The sequence below is a fragment of the Chloracidobacterium sp. genome, from assembly GCA_016711345.1.
Taxonomy (GTDB): domain Bacteria; phylum Acidobacteriota; class Blastocatellia; order Pyrinomonadales; family Pyrinomonadaceae; genus OLB17.
Window position 1 is genome coordinate 343,571 of record JADJTD010000001.1, and the last position, 22,563, is coordinate 366,133.

11 protein-coding genes are annotated in these 22,563 nt (G+C 50.5%); 3 read left to right on the top strand and 8 right to left on the bottom strand.

Features of this window, described 5'->3' with window-relative positions:
* Nucleotides 1-5: 5 nt before the first annotated feature.
* The gene (locus IPL32_01460) at nt 6-404 is read right to left on the bottom strand and encodes a (2Fe-2S) ferredoxin domain-containing protein (GenBank protein ID MBK8464474.1); all 399 of its coding nucleotides are present in this window, start codon (nt 402-404) and stop codon (nt 6-8) included.
* A 150-nt stretch (nt 405-554) separates the two neighbouring features.
* On the opposite strand from IPL32_01460, the gene IPL32_01465 reads away from it, so the two are divergent.
* Nucleotides 555-2,207 carry a trypsin-like peptidase domain-containing protein gene (locus IPL32_01465; GenBank protein ID MBK8464475.1) on the top strand — a complete coding sequence of 551 codons (1,653 nt, stop codon included), beginning with the start codon at nt 555-557 and terminating at the stop codon, nt 2,205-2,207.
* On the opposite strand, the gene IPL32_01470 is transcribed toward IPL32_01465, so the two are convergent.
* The gene (locus IPL32_01470) at nt 2,208-3,854 is read right to left on the bottom strand and encodes an MFS transporter (protein ID MBK8464476.1); all 1,647 of its coding nucleotides are present in this window, start codon (nt 3,852-3,854) and stop codon (nt 2,208-2,210) included. It lies immediately after the preceding gene.
* A 6-nt stretch (nt 3,855-3,860) separates the two neighbouring features.
* Complete coding sequence (locus IPL32_01475; GenBank protein MBK8464477.1) at nt 3,861-4,748, bottom strand: 1-acyl-sn-glycerol-3-phosphate acyltransferase; 888 nt, start codon at nt 4,746-4,748, stop codon at nt 3,861-3,863.
* 272 nt (nt 4,749-5,020) lie between these two features.
* Here IPL32_01475 and IPL32_01480 point away from each other — a divergent pair, with 272 nt between their 5' ends.
* Complete coding sequence (locus tag IPL32_01480; protein MBK8464478.1) at nt 5,021-10,291, top strand: hypothetical protein; 5,271 nt, start codon at nt 5,021-5,023, stop codon at nt 10,289-10,291.
* 251 nt (nt 10,292-10,542) lie between these two features.
* A complete protein-coding gene (locus tag IPL32_01485) occupies nt 10,543-13,056 on the top strand; it encodes a lamin tail domain-containing protein (protein MBK8464479.1) in 2,514 nt (837 codons plus the stop codon).
* Between the two features lie 90 nt (nt 13,057-13,146).
* On the opposite strand, the gene metH is transcribed toward IPL32_01485, so the two are convergent.
* The 5 genes from metH to IPL32_01510 all read right to left on the bottom strand — a co-directional run bounded on the left by metH (nt 13,147) and on the right by IPL32_01510 (nt 22,506).
* Nucleotides 13,147-16,695, bottom strand: a complete 3,549-nt coding sequence (gene metH / locus IPL32_01490) for a methionine synthase (GenBank protein MBK8464480.1) — start codon at nt 16,693-16,695, stop codon at nt 13,147-13,149.
* Nucleotides 16,696-17,073, bottom strand: coding sequence for a hypothetical protein (locus tag IPL32_01495; GenBank protein MBK8464481.1), 378 nt, complete (start codon nt 17,071-17,073; stop codon nt 16,696-16,698). It abuts the gene before it with no gap.
* Between the two features lie 306 nt (nt 17,074-17,379).
* Nucleotides 17,380-19,044 carry a M1 family metallopeptidase gene (locus IPL32_01500; protein MBK8464482.1) on the bottom strand — a complete coding sequence of 555 codons (1,665 nt, stop codon included), beginning with the start codon at nt 19,042-19,044 and terminating at the stop codon, nt 17,380-17,382.
* Nucleotides 19,045-19,083: 39 nt separating this feature from the next.
* On the bottom strand, nt 19,084-21,705 hold the full coding sequence (locus IPL32_01505; GenBank protein MBK8464483.1) for a M1 family metallopeptidase: 2,622 nt from the start codon (nt 21,703-21,705) through the stop codon (nt 19,084-19,086).
* 153 nt (nt 21,706-21,858) lie between these two features.
* The gene (locus tag IPL32_01510; protein MBK8464484.1) at nt 21,859-22,506 is read right to left on the bottom strand and encodes a DUF937 domain-containing protein; all 648 of its coding nucleotides are present in this window, start codon (nt 22,504-22,506) and stop codon (nt 21,859-21,861) included.
* Nucleotides 22,507-22,563 lie beyond the last annotated feature (57 nt).

The following is a 22,563-nucleotide window of genomic DNA, read 5'->3' on the forward strand; positions in this document are numbered from 1 at the left end:
TTATTCTAATCGTCATTCCCTAACTTCATCAACGCCAGTCTTTTGACGACATTTCCTTTTTCGATGTGTTCTTCGATGATCTCGGCGGCGTCTGAGGGTTGGACCTGGGCGTAGAGCGTGCCGTCGGGATAGACCATTACGGCGGTGCCGATCGAGCAGAAGCCGATCGAGCCGCATTCGGTCAGCAGCACCGAGCCGAGCGGGTTGCGGCCCTTTGACTCTTTGCCCTGACGCAGGCCCTTCGCTTCGAGAATGCGGGCGAACTCGGCCTTTACCTCCTCGCCGCCGACAGCTTTGCAGGATTTGCCGGTGCAGACGAAGATCTGCCTCTGAATCGGCGCCTTGAGCATCGGTGCGAGCTTTTCCAGCTCTTCGCGGTCGGTGATGAATTTCGGCTTTGCCATGTGAATAGCGTAGCGCGTCGGAACGCAGGCTGCCAGCCTGCGAGTCATTCGTTATAAGCGCTGTCCGTGCGACGCGGCATTACGGTTTTATGTTAGAATTTCTTTCGTCAGTCCAAACGCAGGCTAGCAGCCTGCGTTCCGACGAACACGATGGCAGTCGGCATTATTATCCACATCACGGTCGGCACGGAAAAGCGGACCGAATTCTTCTCAGACGAGCGAATTCGGGTCGGCTCGGACGAGTACAGCGACCTGCAGATCCACACGCCGAAATCGAGCGGTCGCGGGATGTGGTTCGACCTTGAGAACGCCGACGGCAGCTACCGTATCACCGACTTTGATGCCACGCTCGATCTCAAAATTAACGACAAGCCGATGCGAAGGTTCATCGCGATCGCTGACGGCGACGTTATCACGGTGGATGATTCGGACATCTCGTTTGCGTTCTTTTCGCTTGAGACCAAATCATCTCTAATCACGACCAATCGCGAACAGCCGCAGATCTCACGGTTCATCGAGGATGCGGCGATCGAGTCAGCACGCGGAGCGAAACGCGACGACGCCAAAGCTTTCTTACGCGAATTTGTACGCGAACTCTCACGTGAGATCTCATGGACGTCCAAACTTATCGCCCTCGTACTCACTGTCGGATTTATCAGCGGCATTTTGTACATCGGCTATGCTGTCAGTGACGAACTGCAAAAAAGCCGCCAAATATCAGAGGAGCAAAGCCAGGTCATCAAACGCCTCGAACTAAAGCTTGAGGAAACAACCGGCCAACTCGGCGATCTGGATAAATCGAACAAAGATCTGATCAGAACCGTCTCGCTCGCACCAAATCTGCGGGTAGAGTATGGCGGCGGCGTTTGCCTGATCGTCGGCGTTTACGATCTGGTCGATAAAAAGAGCGGCAAGGTTTTGCGCTATGCCGATCCGCAGTCCTTCAGGCCAAATCCTTTCGAGCCTTCGCAGTCCGAAGACCCCAACCGCGCGAATATGCCGCCGCAGATCGGTTTGACGACCGAAGGCAACGGTTCGACGGTCGAATACGATTTTATTGGGACGGGCTTTCATGTCGGCGGCGGCTACATCGTCACGAACCGCCACGTCGTTCAGCCCTGGGAAGAAGACGAGCAGGTCAAGCAAATGATGAAGGCCGCAAATGGTCGAGCTCGTGTCAAACGCCTTGTCATCTACTTTCCAAACTTTGCACAGCCTTTTCCGTTAAAAGTCCGGCAGGTCGGAGGCCGTGAAGACGTAGCGATCGCGACGATCGATCCAGCGATGATCCCTGCAGAAATACCGTCGCTTCCGCTTGAGGTCGATTCGGAATCGGCTGCAGTAGGCAAAACGGTTGTTACGATGGGTTACCCAAGCGGGCCTGACCGTTTGCTCGCGATGGTCGATGACGATGAAGCCAAATCGATCAACCAGCGTTTCGGCAATTCGCGGCAGAACCTGATCAACTTCCTCGCGCAGTCGCAAAAGATCGTTCCGCTTACCACGCAGGGTGCGATCACCGATCTCGACGCCAAACGCATCGTTCACGATGCAAAAACCGCGGAGGGCGGCAGCGGCGCTCCGCTGTTTGGGCAAGCGGGCAAGGTGATCGGCGTTAATTTCGGCGTATTTACCGAAAATACCGCCGCAAATATGGCCGTGCCGGTGCGGTTTGCTATCGAATTACTCAAAAAGGCCGGATGGAAATCCGCAGAAGATCTAAAACAAGAGACCGAGCAGAATCAGGTCGCGGCTGGTAATTCTAATTCAAACTCAGCAACCGAACCGAAAACCGATAAATGATCAACCTGATCCATCCTGTGACGAAGGCTGATTTCTGGCGTTTATAGTCGTTTGTTCGGCCATCAGCATTGTCTCGCCGCAGTCGTCTGTGGTCTCACGTTCATCGGGCGTTTGGCCATTTCCCGGCAACATAAACGTCACAAAAAGGGCCATCACACATACAAAAGCTCCCATCCAAAAGACAGGATGTATCGCGGCCGCCATCGCTTTTTGCAGGACCGTTAAAGTTTCGGTGCTAAGGCCGGCCTTTGCTTGAGGCTCGATCAGGGCGTTTGGGTTTGACGCAAAGGCTGCCGCTTGTTCGACTGTGATGACGCTGTTTTCGCTGAGCGCGGCTTTTTGAAGGTGAGAGGCAAGGCCTGATGTCAATATCGCACCCATGATCGCGACACCGAACGCTCCGCCGATAGCGCGTGAGAATTGGTTCAGCGAGGTCGCGATGACAAGCTGGCTTCGCTCGACGGCTTGCTGGACCGCGATCAAAAGCGTCAGCATCGTTAATCCTAATCCCGCTCCGATCAATATCAGGTCGATATACAAGCGGTATTGCGGCGTTTCGGGGCCGAACATAGCCAGCAGGCCGAAACCGATCGTCATAAGGATAAATCCCGCGAGCGTGATCATCCGGTAGCCCAACTTTAAAAATAATCGTCCGCCAACGACCGACATCGTCACCCAACTAAGCATCAATGGCGTCAAAAGCGATCCGGCTTTTGTGGCAGTCATTCCAAGCGTACCTTGTGCAAATAGCGGTATGTAGGATATGACTCCAAACATCGCGATGCCGCCAAGAAAACCTGCGGCAACCGAAACTGCGACGGTTCTATTCTTAAAAAGCCCGAACGGAATGATCGGATCAGGAGCCTTTTTCTCGACCCATCCAAATAATCCCAGCAGCAGAAAGCCACCGGCGAAGATCAACAGATTCTCGCCCGAAAAAATAGTATCAAGCGAACCGCCGCCCTCGACCATTCCCAACATCAGCAGGCTGATCGCGATCATAAGGAGGGCCGCTCCGGCGTAATCGACGGTTGGTTTCTGCGTGACCTTTGGCTCTTTTAGGGCAAATCCGATGATCAGAGCGGCGACTACCCCAATAGGGAGATTGATAAAAAACACCCATCGCCAAGAGATCTGGTCGGTGATAAAGCCGCCGATAACAGGGCCGATGACGCTCGACAAGCCCCAAACGCCGCTAAAATACGCCTGCATCTTTGAGCGTTCTTCTAATGTAAAAGTGTCGCCGATGATGGTCATTCCGAGCGGAATAAGAGCGCCCGCACCCAAACCTTGAATAGCGCGAAAAATTATCAGCTGCGTCATCGAGCCTGCCATGCCCGAAAGCAAAGTTCCGAGCAAAAAGACGCCGATCCCGAGCTGATACATTATCCGGCGGCCATAAAGATCGGACAGTTTGCCCCAAACCGGCACGGTCACCGTCGAAGTTACTAAATACGCGGAAAACACCCAACTGTAATGATTTATGCCGCCAAGCGATGCAATGACCGTCGGCATCGCAGTGCCGACAACGGTCGCTTCGAGCGCCGCGATAGCCATACCTGTCATTACGCCCGCAACTACGGCCCAACGCCGCCTTTGCGACATCTCTAAAAGCGGCCTTTCTTGTGTTGCAATGTTCCCTTCCACTGTTTGTTAATCAATTAACCGCCTACCTAATTCCAGCTTATCCTTACTGCCGAGTTCGCCAATTTTGGCCATTAGATGGTCGGCGATCTCTTTGTGGGTGCGGATGCGGTCGCCTTTTTCGTAAAACTCGGAGAGATCGACCGGTTCGCCGAACCAAATGCGTACTTTCTCGCCGCCGCGCCAGTTTCCAAGCACCTGTTTTGGAAGATCGTTGCCCAAACCGGCAATAAATACCGGTATTACCTGCGGATGAGCCGCGTAAATGATCTTTCCGACGCCAGGTTGAGCGGGCAGCAAGCTATATGGGTCGCCGTCGAGTTTGCGCTGGCCTTCGGGATGAAAGCCGATGATGTGCCCGCGGCCCGTTGTGCAAAGCTGTATGAGCCGCCGCATCGAATATTTGTCAAATTCCCTCTTTTTCGCGTCCCCTGCCTCTCGAAAAAAAGGCGGGTACATCGAAAACCAGCCCATTACAAAATTAACCAGCCATCCGACGGGGCTATCGTAGAAGAATTTGCCTCGCACCGGAAAGAATAATTTGACGGGACGTCTCGTGCGGCGAAAGATGACGCTCGACACCGTGTACATATCAAAAAAAGAGCGATGGTTCGCAACAAGCAAAAGCGGCTTATTTACATCGCTGTTTTCAATATTCTCTAGGCCGAAGACGTTCATCAGGTTATACGTCGCCAGATAGATCCAGAGCGAACCGATATGCCGCTGACAAAACGTCAACACACGCTTCCAAACGCCCAAATTCATTCGGTGCGCAAGGCGAAACCCAATGCTTTCCACCGTGTCGAGCGCACCGATCTCGGCTACTTCGGGAACCATCGGTTTAACGGCTTCCAAAGAATTTGCTGCTGGATCGGACGGAGCGAGTTTGTTTGACATATACAAACGCCAAGTTTAGCACTCAGGGAAATGCAAAAAAAATTTCGTTGTGCAATTAAATTGGTTAGACAATCCCTTGTTTTTTCTATATGATACGAATTAAATTCTTAAAGCTTTTAGCCTATCTAAAAGATTTTCTTGTTTTGTACGTTAACTTTGTAGTTTCGTCCGGCAGATCCTGCCGATAAAGACGCGATATTCGAAAACCAAAAGATCTATATCTATAAAGGAGCCTGTTCGTTATGTATATCAAGTGGAATCACAGAATAGTCTTGTTATTAGCAGCAATGGCCTTGATGGCCGGAGTTGTAATGGCGGGACAGAGATCCTCAGACAATGTCTGGGAGCAAACAGATAAAGCGCTATTGCAGCCGCGGGGCATAGACAATTCCCGCCTGCCGTCCGCATACGAGACATTTCGCCTCAACAAAGCGGCCTTGAAGGCATTGTTGAACCAGGCTCCGGAAGAATTTTCGGGTAGAGCACCTGTTATTTTGAGTTTGCCAATGCCCGATGGATCGTTCGGCCGTTTTCAGATCGAACACTCGCTGATCGTCGAACGCGGGCTGTTGAAAAACTATCCGGAACTAGGAGAAACCTATCGCGGATTCGGTATTGACGATCCTACTGCATTCGTTCGTTTTGACTTTCTTCCGAGTGGCTTCCATTCGATGATCTTCTCGACAAATGGAACTGTGATGGTAGATCCTTACGCGCAAGGCGACACCGATAATTACATTAGCTACTTTAAGAACGACGCACAAAGGCCGTCAAATGGCTTCGAGTGCGAAGTAAAAGACGAAACCGGCTTTGATGCTGTTACACGTCTTAACAAGGAACTGGAGTCGTTTGAATTTCTATCAAGACCTACCGCTAACGCTCCGGCTCCTGAAGTAACATCAGGAACTCAATTGAGAACGTATCGTCTCGCCCTTGCAGCCAATAATGAATATTGCTCCGCAGTCGGCGGAAATACGGTTGCCGGATGTCTTGCCGCCGAGGTTCTCATCATGAACCGCGTAAACGGCGTGTATGAAAAAGACCTCGCGATGCGAATGGTCATCATTGCAAACAATAACCTTATAGTTTATGCAGGCGACAACCTCACTTGCCCGGTACCGGGCGGCTCTACGGCTTGTACATCTGCGAATGATCCTTACGGCAACGGTACTGAAGCATTGGGCCAGAATACACCAAATTTGAACACGGTTATCGGCACTGCCAATTACGACATCGGCCATGTATTTACTACCGGCAGCGGCGGCGTCGCTAATTTGGGAGTACCCTGCGGAGCAAGTAAAGGGGGCGGAACCACCGGCTTGCCAAATCCGGTTGGCGATCCCTTCGCGATCGATTATGTGGCACACGAAATGGGCCATCAATGGGGAGCAAACCACACTTTCAACAGCACGGCTGGAGGCTGCGGTGGTGGAAACAGGTCGGCTGGTTCTGCTTACGAGGTAGGTAGCGGTATTACGATCATGGCCTACGCAGGCCTCTGCGCACCGCAGGACCTTGCTAACAACAGTATCGACACTTTTCATGTGAAGAGCCTCGAAGTTATTGTCGCCTACAGCCAAACCGGCCAAGGCAACACTTGCGCGGTTACGACTGCCTCAGGCAACACGCCGCCGACAGTGACCGGACCTGGCAACTTTAATATTCCTAAGCTGACTCCGTTTTCCTTAACGGCAACCGCTACTGATCCGGACGCTGGTGATTCGATAACATATGATTGGCAAGAATATGATCTCGGTCCGGCTCCGACCACTACGCTGAACTCTGATCAGGACGGACAAGCCAGGCCGATCTTCAGGCCGTTTCTGCCAACGGCAAGCGGAACCCGTACTTTCCCTAGGTTAACTAACATCTTGAACAATGCGAACGTTCCTCCGACGAGTACTGGCGGATTCCTCACCGGAGAAATTCTGCCGTCAATCACTCGTACGATGACGTTTCAGGTTGTTGCTCGTGACAATCATCCGGGAACCGGCGGTATCAACACCGCTACTTCTTTAGTCAATGTCGATGGCAACAGCGGCCCATTCACAGTTACATCTCCGAACACTGCTGTTTCATTCGTCGGCAATACGTTCCAAACTGTTACCTGGGACGTTGCAAACACATCAAGCGCACCTGTAAATGCGGCGAATGTAAGAATCTCAATGTCAACTGATGGTGGAAATACTTTCCCAACCGTCCTTGCGGCCAGCACGGCCAATGACGGAAGCCAAGACGTATTGATTCCGAACACGCCATCTACCACCGCGAGAATCAAGGTCGAAGCAGTTGGCAACATCTTTTTTGATATTTCCAACACGAATTTCACGGTAACAGCGGGCAGCGGCAACACGCCAACACCAACCGCAACTTCGACCGGCTCGTCGACGCCTACCAATACCGCAACCCCGACTGCGACGGCAACATCAACGCCTTGCGGTGCCTGGGTAGCCGGTCCGCCTGCAAATCCGGCGGGTTATGCGGTTCCAGGAGCCGTCGGTTCGGATGGCAAGTTCTACATTGCCGGCGGCCAGAGTGCGGACGCAACGCCGATAATCTCTAACCAATTCCAGCGTTTCGATCCGACTACAAACACGTGGAGTTCGCTTGCCCCATTGCCTGTCGCTATTAGCCAAGGCGTTATGGGTGCCGGAACTGGCAAGATATTTGTCGCTGGCGGTTTCACCGGCGGCACTACAGTTCTCAATACCCTTAGTATCTACGACATCGCAACGAACACCTGGAGTAGCGGAGCGAACATGCCCGGTATTGTCGAGGCGGGTGGCGGAGCCGTAGTCAACGGCAAATTCTACGTCATGGGCGGTGATGACTTCAACAACGCTCTGAGCACCAACTTCATCTACGACATAGCCACAAACGTATGGACCACTGGGGCAGTAGTACCTAGTGGACGAACTAACACCTATGCTACTGTGGCCAACGGGCTAATCTATCTATACGGCGGTTTAACGGGAACCCAGTTTACTGCGACAGATACTCTACTGCGCTACGATCCTGTGGCGAACAGTTGGACGACTATCGGTTCGGCAGGAACCGCAGCACGCGGCAACTATGGCGGCATTTCGCCGTACGGTACAGGCCAATTGCTAATAGTTTCCGGAGCAAACACCGCTTTCGCCGCAGATAATACCACACGCATATTCAATATCGGTGCTGGCACGTTCAGTGCCGGCCCAAATATGATAAGCCCGCGTGCGGGCCATGCACAGGGCACGTTGCCCGATGGACGCGTGATCGTCGCCGACGGTTTATCCGCGTCTGGTACGGTAATAAGTGGAGTCGAGTTGATCGGGGCATGTTCCACCAGTACGCCAACAAACACCCCGACAAATACTCCAACTTCGGGACCGACAAATACATCGACCAATACGCCAACCGCAACGGCAACAGCGACGAACACGCCAACAGGTGCTCCGTCGGCAAGTCCGTCATGCAGCCCAAGTGTTTTATTTGACAACGGCCCGCTAGTGACAAATCCGACGGGCGGAGTAGGAGGAGCACCGCTAAGTGCATTGCAGACAGGGCTCGGGTTGAACATTCTTGGATTCGGGTCAACGACAACGGCTCCTGGAAATACGCTGGCAGATGATTTTGTGGTACCTGCGGGCGGATGGACGATCAATACGGTAACGCTGTACGGCTATCAGACGGGATCGGCTACATCACCCAGCACATTTAACACTGCACGAGTACAGATCTGGAACGGAGTTCCGGGTGCGGTTGGCAGCACGGTGGTGTTTGGCGATCTGACGACAAATCGCTTTGCATCATCGGCATGGAGCGGAGCATATCGAGCTACGGATGCAGCCCCGACAGGAGCGACAAGGCCGATAATGGCAACGATAGCAAATGTCGGCACAACACTTCCGGCCGGAACCTATTGGCTGGAATTCCAACTTGGCGGAACAGGAGCATCAGGCCCGTTCGTACCGCCGGTGAGCATTCTCGGACAGGTGAACAAGCCCGGATCGAACGCAGTTCAAGGCACGATAGGTGCTCCGACGACCTATGCCGCTGTGATCGACACGGGAACAGCCCTAGCGGCACAGGATATTCCGTTCATTCTCAACGGCGGCGGAGCCTGTGGAACACCGACGGCAACGTCGACAAGCACCCCGACCGCAACTTCGACGAACACTCCGACTAATACACCGACGGGCGCTGCATCTCCGACGGCAACGGGAACACCGCCAGTGACAGTGTCGTTGCCGAATGTCAGTGCTTCACCGGGCTCGACGATCACGATTCCGATCACGGTCGGTGACACTACGGGTCGCGGGATCATATCGTATGACCTAAACATCGATTACAACCCTGCAGTACTACAGCCGGCTGGCGGCCTAGCGTGTACGGGAAATGCATGTTTCGATGTGACGGGCACACTTAGCAGTGCGATGTCGATCACGCCTAATGCAACCTTCAACGGACACTTCATAATCTCAGCATTCCAGGCCGCGAATTTGGCAGGAGCTGGAACTCTGATAAATCTGAGGTTCACGGTTGTAGGTGCTAACGGAACGTCATCACCGCTGACCTTTGCGGACTACACGGATCCGAATCAGATCTTCCATACCGGATTTACGTGGAACGAAGGCGATCCTCCGGCATTTACGACAAACGGAAGCGTTACGGTCGGAGCAGCAGGATCACCGACAAATACGGCAACGGCAACACCGACGGGAACGCCTGTTGGACAGGTATTTGCAAACAGTGCTGCTATGTGTACCACACTCGGCACTCAGGCTGATCTCTATCCTTCGACGATCACCGTCACGGGTGGACCGACTCAGATCCAGACTGTACGAGTTACGTTGTTTGGTGTACAACATCAGTTCCCGGACAACATGGACTTCCTTCTGGTAGGCCCGGCAGGACAGAAATTTGTTCTTATGGCTGATGCAGGCGGAGCTCTTCCGCAGGCTTCGCCTGGAGTGAATCTAACCTTCGACGATGCAGCAGGACAGGTATTGCCTGATTCGGGACCATTGACGACAGGGTCATTTGAGCCAACCACATGGGAACCGGGACAAGGAGTCTTCCCTGCACCGGCACCTCCGGCACCTTATAACGAACCGGGAAGCACCGTCGGCGGCATTGGAACCCAGACGTTGTTCGGCAACTTTGGCAACACGAACTCGAACGGTACATGGAGCTTGTACATGCGTGATGACGCAGGTTTACTCTCACGAGTGAACGCCATCACCGGCTGTGTAAACGGCGGCTGGCAGCTGCAGTTCATCCAGGCTACGGCTGCAAGTGCTTCGATCTCAGGCCGCGTGGCAACTGCGGACGGAGCGGGCATACGCAATGCGAAGATCGTTGTTTCAGGCGGATCGCTTGAGCAGCCACTCGTCGTAACCACTGGATCGTTTGGTTATTACTCAGTTGAAGGTTTGATAACCGGTCAAACATACATAGTGACGGTTATTTCGAACCGTTACAGCTTCAGCAACCCGACCCAAGTGGTGAGCCTCGTCGATAATATCGTCGATGCAAACTTCACGGCCGATCCGCAGGAATAACGGCGGTTAGCACTCAGCCCCGCCATAGGCGGGCATTCAAGACGGACGGGCAACATTTGCCTGTCCGTCTTTTTTTGTTGCAAGATGTAATGCAAACTTAACTTTGAGATCGGCCTAAATTAGCATATAATTCGAGAAAACAGACAGATGTCTTAGGTATTAACCGAGAATAGCGATCGCCGCGACGATGGAGAGAGGTTTTCGGCGATATTAAAAGGATTTATTAGAAAATAATTGAGGAGTCATTGGATATGTATAGAAGTCAAAGGCCTGGAAAACGTGCAGCGGCGAGGCCCGCAATAGCAGCGGTCATCGGTATAACATATTTAACATTAATGGTTGCGGGAGCAAATGCGGCCCAAAATTCATTTATCGAATCGGTAAAAGATTTTTTTGGTGTTGGAAGCACAACAAAAGCAGTCCAAGTGAATCACGATTCGGACGCGGTAAAAAATACCGACACTGCCCAGCGCACGTTTGCTTCGACAACGTTCGTTATCAGTCAGGCGTACGGCGGAGGTGGCGGTTCCACCGGAACGTACCTTAACGACTATGTCGAGCTGAAGAATATTTCATCGAGTCCACAGTCGCTGGCAGGCCTGTCATTAATGTATGGCTCGGCAACGGGACAGTTTGCGAGTACCTCAACAAATGCATACGCCCTCACAGGCGGAACAGTTCAGCCCGGGCAATACTATCTTATCCAACTATCTAACCCTGGAACCGCCGGTGCTCCTCTGCCAGTTACAGCGGATGAGAGTTCGACGAATCTCAGCATGTCAGGAACAAACGGAAAGGTTGCTCTCGTGACCGCTGCTTTGTTGCCAAACACATGCGGAGGGTCGGCCACACCTTGTACGCTACCGAACGCCGCTATCATAGATCTTGTTGCATGGGGCACGGCAAATAACGCTGAAGGCGGAGCGGCTACGAATGCTGGAGCATCGCTAACATCGGTTCAGGGCAATGTAAGGAAGAACGGCGGCTGTCAGGACACGGACAACAACAATGCTGACTTCGAAATAATAACGGCACCGGTTCCGCGCAATACCACGACCACGACTTCCTGCAGCGGCGGCCCGACGCCCACGAACACAGCGACTTCAACCGGCTCTCCGTCGCCTACGAACACTGCAACTGCATCTTCGACCGCAACATTCACACCATCGGCAAGCCCAAGCCCTGTTCAGGGATCAACGCTTGTGATAAGCCAGTTTAACGGCGGCGGCGGCGGCGCAACTGGAACATACTTGAATGATTACGTAGAACTAAAGAACGTTAGCACCACTGCCCGCTCGCTGAACGGATTATCTTTGTATTACGGCTCCGCGACAGGCAATTTTGCAAGTACGGCTGGAAATGCATTCGCACTACCTGATGTCAGCCTAAATCCGGGGCAATATTATCTTGTCCAACTTGGGCCAGTAGGAACGGCTGGTGCTCCATTTCCAGTGACACCTGATGCGACGACAACCAATCTTACGATGTCGGGAACAAACGGCAAGGTAGCTCTCGTAACTGCCGGACTCGCACTAAACACCTGCGGAGCAACGGCAACCCCGTGCGATGCTACACAACTTTCATTTATCGTCGATTGGGCGGCATATGGATCAGGCGGTAACGGTGCGACGGGCAACGGCGAAGGCGGAACATCCGTAAACAATGGTGCCGCACTCACTTCTACACAAGGCGGTGTAAGAAAGTTAAACGGCTGTCAGGACACGAACAACAACAATAACGACTTCGATGTTGTAACGGATCCCGTGCCCAGGAATACGGGAACCGCAGCAGCACCTTGTGCAGGAGGCCCGACTCCGACATCAACATCGACCGTCGCTGTCTCGCCAACGCCCACTGCGACAAACACGCCGAACAATTCACCGACGGCTACTAACACTGCAACCGCTACGCCAACAGGTTCGCCTTCTGGCAGAGCGGCCTTTGACTATGACGGTGACCGCAAAACAGATATTTCGGTATTTCGTCCAGCGGATGGAGCTTGGTATATCCAGCAGTCGCAAGCTGGGCTTTATGGAACTTTGTTCGGCTTTGGAACGGACAAAATAGCTCCAGCTGATTATGACGGCGATGGCAAGACGGACATTGCTGTTTATCGGCCTTCGACGGGAATTTGGTATGTCTTCAACAGCAGCAATGGTGTGGTTGAGTATTATGTGTTTGGTCTTGCGGAGGACCTTCCAACTCCTGCCGATTACGATGGTGACGGCAAGTCGGATGTTTCTGTTTATCGGCCTTCGACGGGAACATGGTATCGACAGAACAGTTCGGATGGTTCTTACACAGGGATTCAGTTCGGCGCAACCGAAGACAAGCCAACCGTCGGAGATTTTGACGGCGACGGTAAATCGGATATTGCGGTCTTTAGGCCTTCGACAGGCGCGTGGTATCGGATAAACAGTTCGGATAGTTCGCTCTATGGTGAATTGTTCGGCTTTGGAACCGACATACTGGCTCCGGCCGATTACGACGGCGATCATAAGATGGACTTTGCAGTCTTTCGCCCATCAGACGGCATCTGGTATCTGAAGTACAGTTCAAATTCGGTCTATGACTACAAGGTGTTCGGGCTGGCTAACGACATACCGGCACCGGGTGATTTTGATGGCGACGGCAAGGCTGACATCAATGTCTTCCGACCATCAGACGGCACCTGGTATCGCCAAAACAGTTCGAACGGAGCGTTCATCGCATTCCAGTTCGGAGCCAGCGGCGATAAACCGACGATGACCGCGTTTAGGTACTAAATACACCTGATTCTCAGTCTTACGTAAAAAAGCCGGTGAAGAGATCAAATCTTTTCACCGGCTTTTTAATCTAAAAATCTCATGCAAAATCTATTCAATATTGAAATATTTTGCGTCCGCGTGATGAAGAATAATTGCCGAGGTCGATTGCTCTGGGTCAAGCATAAATTCATCCGTCAATTCAACACCAATGCGAGATGGATCTAGCAATTCAAAAAGCTTGGTCTGATCTTCAATATTTGGACACGCCGGATAGCCAAAACTATAACGTGAGCCCTGATAGCCTTGGTGAAACAACTTTGTCATTTCAGGGGCATCATTACCGGCGATGCCAAGTTCTTCACGAATGCGTTTGTGCCACATTTCTGCCAAGGCTTCAGCAGATTCGACCGACAGGCCGTGGAACAAAAGATAATCAGTGTAATTATCAGCTTTGAAAAGCTCTGCTGAGTGCTCGCTTGCCTTTCGGCCCATTGTGACGAGATCAAATGCAACAACGTCTATTTTCCCTGATTCAACCGATGCAAAATAGTCTGCGAGGCAAAGATTCTTGCTTCCACGCTGTTCAATTGGTTGGCGCGGAAAGGTGAACCTTATTCGCTCTGTCCTTTCATCGTCCTCATAAATAATCAGATCGTTGCCGCTCGACTGACATGGAAAATATCCATAAACGAGTTTCGCCTCAAGCAGCTTTTCGCGTATAGCTTTGGCTTTAATCTCAGCAAATTTTGGATAAACTGTCTCGTCGAGGATGGCTTGATATTCTTCAATAGACTTTCGCCCTTGCTTGTATTGCCACTGTCCTTTGAACAACGCGGTCTCATTTATAAAATCGAAAACCTTTGTCAGATCTTTGATCTCAACAACCTTCGAGCCGTAGAACGGAGTTTTTGGGATATGGATCGCGTTGGAAATGTCAGATCGGGTCGTGTGTGTCGTATCGCCCACCGAACGCGTCGAAACGCGGGCAGCTTCAACGCCGAGCTTGGCGTCCTCGCCTACAAGATCTTCGGTGTCGGTTACGGTTTGAATTTCTTCTGGGCGTGTTTCTATCTCAACGCCCGCAATTGCTGCTTTTGATTCCACACTCTCAACTCCGACCTCTCCACTCGTAAGTTCGTCCATCGCGTGTAGGCCATCAAACGCATCACGTGCGTAGAAAAGCTTGCCGTTATAAAGCGGGATAAGATCGTTATCGACATAGCGCCGGTTGAGCGCCGCTCCGCCGAGAATGACCGGCACATTCATGCTGCGTTCATTCATCAGTTCGAGATTGTCACGCATAATAAGAGTCGATTTAACCAGCAAGCCGCTCATTCCGATGGCATCGCATTTCGCTTCTTCTGCGGCCCGCAGAATGTCGTCGATCGGCTGCTTGATGCCAAGATTTACCACCTTGTAACCGTTGTTTGTGAGGATGATATCGACGAGATTCTTGCCGATGTCGTGAACGTCACCCTTCACGGTCGCAAGCACGAGAACACCCTTGTTCGAGCCCTCGACCTTTTCCATAAAAGGTTCGAGGAACTTCACTGCGGCCTTCATCGACTCTGCCGACTGCAACACAAAAGGCAACTGCATCTGTCCGCTGCCAAACAGGTCACCGACCGTTTTCATGCCGTCGAGCAAAATATCGTTGATGATCTCCAGAGGCGGATATTTTTTGAGGGCGACCTTGAGCGAATCTTCCAGCCCGATGCGTTCGCCGTCGATGATGTGATGTTTCAGTTTCTCTTCGATCGGCAGATTTGAAATGTCCGGCTTGATCGACTGTGCCGATTTGCCCTCAAACATCGTCGAAAATTCACCGAGCGGATCGTATGTACAAATATCGCCGTCAAATTTTCGACGGTCATAGATCAGGTCACGGGCAGTATCGATCTCATGTTCGCTGAAACGCATCAGCGGCAATATTTTCGATGCGTTTACGATGGCCGAATTCATTCCCGCCTCAACACAATCGTGCAAAAACACCGAGTTGAGAACAACGCGTGCTGCGGGATTCAGGCCGAATGAAATATTTGAAACGCCGAGAATAATATTGGCCTCGGGCAATTCTTCTTTGATCTGTTTAATCGCATTTATCGTTTCGACCGCATTTTTACGGTCTTCCTCGATACCGGTCGAGATCGGCAGAGCGAGCGGGTCAAAGAAAATATCGTGTCCGGACAGGCCAAACTCGGTCGCGTGCTTATACGCACGCTGGGCTATCCTGATCTTGTCATCGAACGAGCGGGCCATGCCTTCCTCATCAATAAGGCCTATGACTACACTTGCACCGTATTCTTTTGCCAAAGTTAAAACTTTAAGAAATCGGGGTTCGCCATCTTCGTAGTTCGTCGAGTTTAAGATCGATTTGCCGCCCGCGTGTTCGAGGCCGGCTTCCATCTTTTCCCACTCGGTCGAGTCGAACATCAGCGGTATCTTGACCGCTGTCGCGAGCCTCGCTGCCAGCGAGTGCATATCGGCAACTCCGTCACGTCCGACGAAATCGACATTGACGTCAAGAATATGCGCTCCTTCTTTTTCCTGCGACTTGGCAAGATTGACGAGACCGTCCCAATCTTCCGCATCGAGCAGATCACGCATCTTCTTTGACCCGCTGGCGTTCACCCGCTCGCCAACGATTAAAAACGAAGCATCCTGTGTATAAGGCTGCTGAAAATAGATAGACGAGGCCGATGGAGCAAGTTTTGCATTGCGCTGCTTCGGCGAAAGACTGCCTAAACGCTCAACCAGCAATTTGATATGTTCAGGTGTTGTACCGCAGCAACCGCCGACTATGTTCGCTCCGAAATCCTTTGCAAAATGCTCGACTTGAGCTGCAAAACTCTCAGGCGACTCATCGTAATGCTGCTGGCCGTCCTTCACTTCTGGCAGACCGGCATTTGGCAAAATGCTGACCGGCAATGGTGAATTCTCGCACAACCAGCGGAAGCTGTCGGTCATGTGCTTCGGCCCGGTGCCGCAGTTCATACCGATCACGTCAATCGGAAAAGGTTCGAGAGCGGTCAAAGCAGCACCGATCTCAGTACCGTTGAGCATCGTTCCAAAAACCTCGATCGTCACCTGAGCGATCACAGGAATTCGCGATTTTGTTTTCGCAAAATGCTCAAAGATCGCCGCCAACGCAGCTTTGGTCTGCAGCAGATCTTGACACGTCTCGACAATAAGAACGTCAGAACCACCATCGATGAGCCCGCGAACCTGTTCAACATAAGCATTCTTCAAATCGGGGTAGGTTATATGTCCAAGGGTCGGCAGCTTTGTGCCCGGACCGATAGAACCCGCTACAAAACGCGGGTGGTCGCGTGTCGAATAATCGTTTGTAAGTCTCTTGGCGAGTTCGGCGGCCTTTTTGTTGACATCGTATGTCTTGTCCGCGATGCCAAATTCTGTCAAGACGACCTCGCTACCGCCAAAGCTGTTCGTCTCGATCACATCGCAGCCGATATCGAGAAAGCTCGTATGAACTTTCTCAACAACATCAGGCCTTGTATAAAGAAGATTCTCGGAGCAATTCTCAAAATTCGGTCCGCCCCAATCATCAATAGAGAGGTTCGCCACTTGCAAAGACACGCCCATCGCCCCGTCAAAAACGATGATCTTTTCTTCCAGTAAATTGAGAAACTTCTTCATTTAATCTTCGTAGTCCAGAAATAAATACCATTGACCTTCAATATGCCTATGTGCGGCAAAAGATTGGCCATCCGGCGACCAATATTTATCAAGATCATCTACTAAAAGTGTGGGTTGCTTCACGGTATAAACATATCCCTTCGATGAACCAGTTACAGAAAGACCTTTGGTCGAAGCATAAAAATAAACCGACTCTTTCTCACAATAACCTTCAATTCCCGCCGACAGTCCGAGGATAAGAAATCGTCGGCGGTAATCCAAATGTCGAATAGTCGACATCTCTACTTCTTTACCGTCCCAACTTTCACACTTTTCGAAAAAATTTGCCGGTCGTATGAAGTCACTGACACGCCCGACGCTTCGATCTTCTTTGAACATCTGCAAAAGATCCTCAAACTCGCTCCGATGCTCTCTAAAGTTCTCAATTAAGGATTCATCTGTAGGATGCGGTCTATTTATTAAGGAACAGGCCCCACATACGAACAGAAAAAACCCGATTAATGCGAATGATCGATTCATCCTAATTAAAAAAACTCTGTGCCAAACGAGCACAGAGTTTATAAAAACTTTAAGAGTTGACTCTTTGCTGTTTAGCGGTTTATTTTACGTGGCCGCAAGTTGCAATAACTCACCACTTAACAGTTTAGAGTTTAGAGAGTTCAGAGTCTTGAGTCAAGCACCGAATCATTTCGCGGCTTCCGACTCTACGTAAAAATTGCGATTGATGACAACGCTCGTGATTTCTTCTGGAAACGTCATCGACTGCGTAGTCTCGGCTGGAATTACCGCAACTTCTTTACCATTTACGGCCAATCGGAGAGGCATTGCAAAACCCGAAACAACGCGGTCGTATTGGAACGACAGTTTGTTGCCTTCTATTTTATATCTGAGCAGCGGTACCTTCGTTGTTCTCAGGTATTGGTCAAAAACCTTGCTTAGGTCAATGCCAGCCTTTTGGGTAATATACGATTCGACCTGCTGTGTTGTGACAGTCTTGTGCCAGAATTCCGCGTTCAGGCCGCGTAATATTCCACGCCACTTTTCGTCGTCATTTATTACGTTGCGGATCGTGTGCAAAATATTACCGCCCTTGTAATACATATCTCCGGAGCCTTCGCGGTTTGCTCCGTAAGTGCCGATTATCGGCAGATCGTTTTGGATGTTCTTACGCGTACCGATCACATAATCTTCGGCGTCTTTTTTACCGAAATGATATTCGACAAAAAGATTCTCCGAATAATTTGTAAACCCTTCGTGGATCCACATATCGGCCGCATCCTTCATCGAGATATTGTTGCCAAACCACTCATGGCCCGATTCGTGAACAATAATAAAATCGAATTTGAATCCTATGCCCGTGCCGCTGACATCACGGTCGAGGTAACCGTTTCGAAACCAGTTGCCGTATGTGACCGAGCTTTGATGCTCCATACCAGGATATGCGACGGCGACAAGTTTATAACCATCCCCATAAAACGGATATTTGCCGAACCAATGCTCGAATGCCTTCAACATCCGCGGAACTTCTTTGAACTGTCTCACGGCTGCTTCCTTTTGATGAGCCAGCACCCAGTAACTTAAATCGAGAGGCCCACCGAGTCCATCATATTTTTCCGACCAATTGACATAGTTGCCGATGTTGACGTTCACGCCGTAGTTATTGATCGGATTTACGACTTGCCAGCGAAAGGTCTTTGTTTTGTTAAAGGTATTGCTATCTATTCCCTTCAACTGCCCGTTTGATACGGCAACAAGATTCTCGGGAACTGTGACATTGATGCTCATTCCGCGATCAGGCTCGTCGTAGCCAATGTCTTTGTTCGGCCACCAAATGCTTGCCCCGATTCCCTGGCATGTTGTCATAATGAACCAATTGCCAAGGTCGTCGCGTTTCCACGTTATGCCGCCACTCCAAGGCGGATTTCTGCTTTCGACCGGCATGCCTTCGTAAAAGATCTCTAACTTGTCCTCAATGCCAGCCTGTAATTCTCTATCAAAGGTCACCCAGTAAACATTTCCTTCGCGATCGAACTTTGGCTTGTCGCTGCCGTGCAATATCGCAGTAATCTTGAGCGGTTGCTGAAGATCTATCTGCATCTTGCTCCCGGCCTTGAGAGTTTTGAATGTAATCGCATTCGACCCTTTTATCGTTCTTGTCTGAGGCATAAACTGAACGGAAAGATCGTAATGCAAAACATCCCACCATTCGCGTTCGGGTGTTATTGAACCGCGCAGCATTTCTTGACGGGTTACTGGCGCGGTCTTCGTCTCAATATGAGTGGCCTGCGCAAAGATCTGGTTCGCTATGGTCAGAACCAAAAATACTGCAAAGGACAGGATCAGTTTCATTTTCAAATAAACATGTCTCATAAATTCGGGCAATATTTTTTATTGCTTTAGAGCGGCCTTGAACTGCGCTTCATATCCCAGAATTGCCGCCATCGCACCAGGCTGATCTTTGAATTTGACCTTGAGCGTGTCAAAGACCTCTTGGCCGCGCGGATCGGCGATCTTGATTACAGCCTGAGCACTGTTGATGATACCTTGAATATTCAACGCGGCCAATGCAGCTTTAAATTTCTCAAAGATCAAAGGATACGCACGTGGGTCACCTTTTCCTGAAGATCCGACAATGACAAGAGCGGTCGTTCTGATATTTGGTGAAAGGGACTTGTCCGTAGCCGCTTTATATCCGATCTCAAACGCACTACCATCGCCCAAAGCAGCAAGGCCGTTCAGTCCGGCAATCTGTATCCTGCCTTTCCATGAAGGTGTAGTAGTCAGTTTTGCCAACGCCTCAAAAGCACGCGGATCTTTTACCCGCCCTAAAGCAAGTGCGGATTGGTCAATAACTTCATAGCTGCGATCATTCAAAGCCGCGATGAAAAGATCGGCGTATTTCTTGTCCTGAGTTTCACCGAGTAATTCGAGAGCTTCGCCGCGAATGATCGACTGTGTATCTTTTGCTAGACGCATCATGGATTGTTCAACATTGGCATCGAGTCTGACAGCGGGCCTTTCCTGTCCCGGTGGTGGATCAGGCGAATAAATATTCGCAATGACCGACAACGCTGCCCTGCGAATGCGCCAAAACGGATCTTTCTCTGCTGAATTTATAAGAGCCTCAACGATACGCGGCCTATTAGCTGTGTCCGATGCTTTCTTTTCGAGTTCACCCATCGCCCAGCGGCGTCCAATCACATCTTTGTCGTTCTGCATTTGGTAAAGAAGTTCGTCGATAGATTTTTCAAACTTCATTTCCTTTAGCATTGTGCCTTCGTAATCGAAATTCACGAGTTTCGGTCTGGCCGCGACATCAAACATAAACACATTGTCGGCTTGGGGTTTTAACCATACACGCTCGATGCGATTATCGACTTCAATATCGACGTAGGACTGGAAAAACTCAGTCTGAGGATACTCGTTGGTGATGTCGATCTTCTGGGTTTGTTTTACGTTCAGAGTCAATTTTTTCGTTGCGTCATCATAATTTTGCGTGACCTCAAAGATCGGATGGCCCATCTTATACAGCCACTGATCGAAAAACCAATCCATTGATTGCCCACTGGTTTCTTCAATTGCAATTCGTAGATCCTCCGTCGAAACGGGTTGGTGTGCATTTGAGGTCAAATAATGATTGAGTGATTTAAGGAAAAGCTTGTCGCCGAGATGTTTTCGCAGCATATGCAGAACAGAAGCTCCGCCTGGATAAGCGTATGTATCAAACATCGAATCTTTGTTTGCATAATACTTGGTCACGATGGGCCGCCTATTGCCCTGATTCCATGTACCTATTGTGGAATTCTGATTACCGCGTATGTCCGCATAAAGAAAATCATCATGGCCCTTGAGCTTTTCGTTCCACATCGCCTGCATATACGTTGCAAAGCTCTCATTAAGCCATATCTGCCCCCAATCGCGACAAGTAACATAGTTACCAAACCACTGATGAGCAAGTTCATGCGACTGCAGCCCTTCGCTGTCTTGATCAAGCAATTCACGCTCGTCGTGGATCATCTCTTCAATCTGAGTTGTAGCCGAAATATTCTCCATTCCGCCTCCAAAATCCTCGACAAATGCCTGTGAGTATTTTGGATAAGGATATTTCACACCCGTGATCTCGGAGAAAAATTTCATTGTCGCAGGAAGATTCTTGACCGTTGCGGCCACTTCCCTTTTTTCATTCGTATATCCGTAGTTGTAAACCGGAATGCCTTCAAAATCCTGAACTACCGGATCTGTTTCGCTCACAACGATCGAGGAAAGATAGTTCGAATACGGCTGATCCATTTTCCAATGAAATGTTCGCGTGTTGTTGCCGTTATCTTTTGTCTCGACGAGCTTTCCGTTTGAAACAACACTGAACGGCTTTTCGACAGTCGCACGAATATCAGACGTACGAAAATCGTTCGGGCTGTCGTATGACGGAAACCAGTAGCGATTAAACTCTGTCTCGCCTTGCGACCAAATTTGTCGAGGCTTGGTTGGGTTATCTTCAGTCGGCTTGATGAAACGCAATCCGCGGCCAAAGCCGCCTAATATGCCCGCTTGGTCACCGGTGGAATTGACGTAATTTGTCTCGTAGGCGATCTTTACCGAAACATCCTCGCCGCTTCGATAGACGCGGCCGAGCATAATTTCGAGGTTATCGTCGCCGTCCTTACCATCGTATTTAAATCTCAAGTCACCGCCGTTCGCAAGCGTTACAGAATCGATAGTCATCATCGCTGCATCAAGCGTAAATTTGTCCGTATCCCGAAAAGGAGCAAACGTTATCGTTGCCGTTCCTATCGCCTGCGATCTGTCCCAATCAAAACGAAGGTCAACATCGATATGCTTGATATCGATATTTCGAGAGCGAACCCAGTTAACTGGCGGCAGTTTCTTCTTTTCGTCCTGCTGAACAAAAACACTCGTCGGCATCGGACGTGCCTGCACTATCGCTGACATGCCCAATAAAAAAATCATTCCTACCGCAAAAAAACGACGATATACGGTCATTTGGCTCATAAAAATTCCTCGATATTATTAATGATCTTGTGCTGTTTGATGCAATTTCAGTTTGAATGGTTACGAGGTGCTCATGATATTTGTTTCATGAAATGAAAAACCGTTGCCGCACAACGAATGCAAAGCAACGGTCCTGAGAATGGTTATGAATATTTATTTGTTGGCCATGTATTTCTGCGCCATCGATGCCAGATCGTCGATCACGCTGCCATCCTTGTCGCTGTCAAGCATGTTAGACGCCATTTCAATTATAGAATTACCGGAGGATCGAGGCTGATTTTGCTGCTGAGCCTGTGACTGGCCGCCGCCGAGCAATCCGCCCAAAAGCCCGCCGAGGCCATCGGCATTGACGCCTTGCTGTTGTTTTTGCTTACCAAGATAACCCATCACGATCGGGGCAAGGAACATAAGGATCTGAATAACTTGGCTCGAACTGATCCCCGACTTTTGACTCACTTCCTCTGCGACTACTTCCTGTTTGTCACCAAGAATATGTCCTAAAATACCGCCTGCATTCATTGCCGGTGAAGGTGGAGCTTCGGTTTGGCCGCCAAAGATCGTTCCTGCGAGGCTGCCGAGATTATCAAGAACACTGCCATCGTGGTCTTCTTCAAGCGCAGTATTCAGACTCTCGGCACCTGTCGGTGAAGATGCGTTGTTGACAAGCCCGTTTATTAACGCGGGCAACGCGGCTTGAATCGCTGTGTTGACCAGCGAACTGTCGGCCCCGACATTGTGGCTGATCTGATCAACCGCCTGATTTCCCTGCTCACTGCCGAGCAGATCTTGTAATGAAAACATATAATAATCTCCTGACCTTTGATTTAGACTGTGCGATTAGATTAACAAACCGAAAGG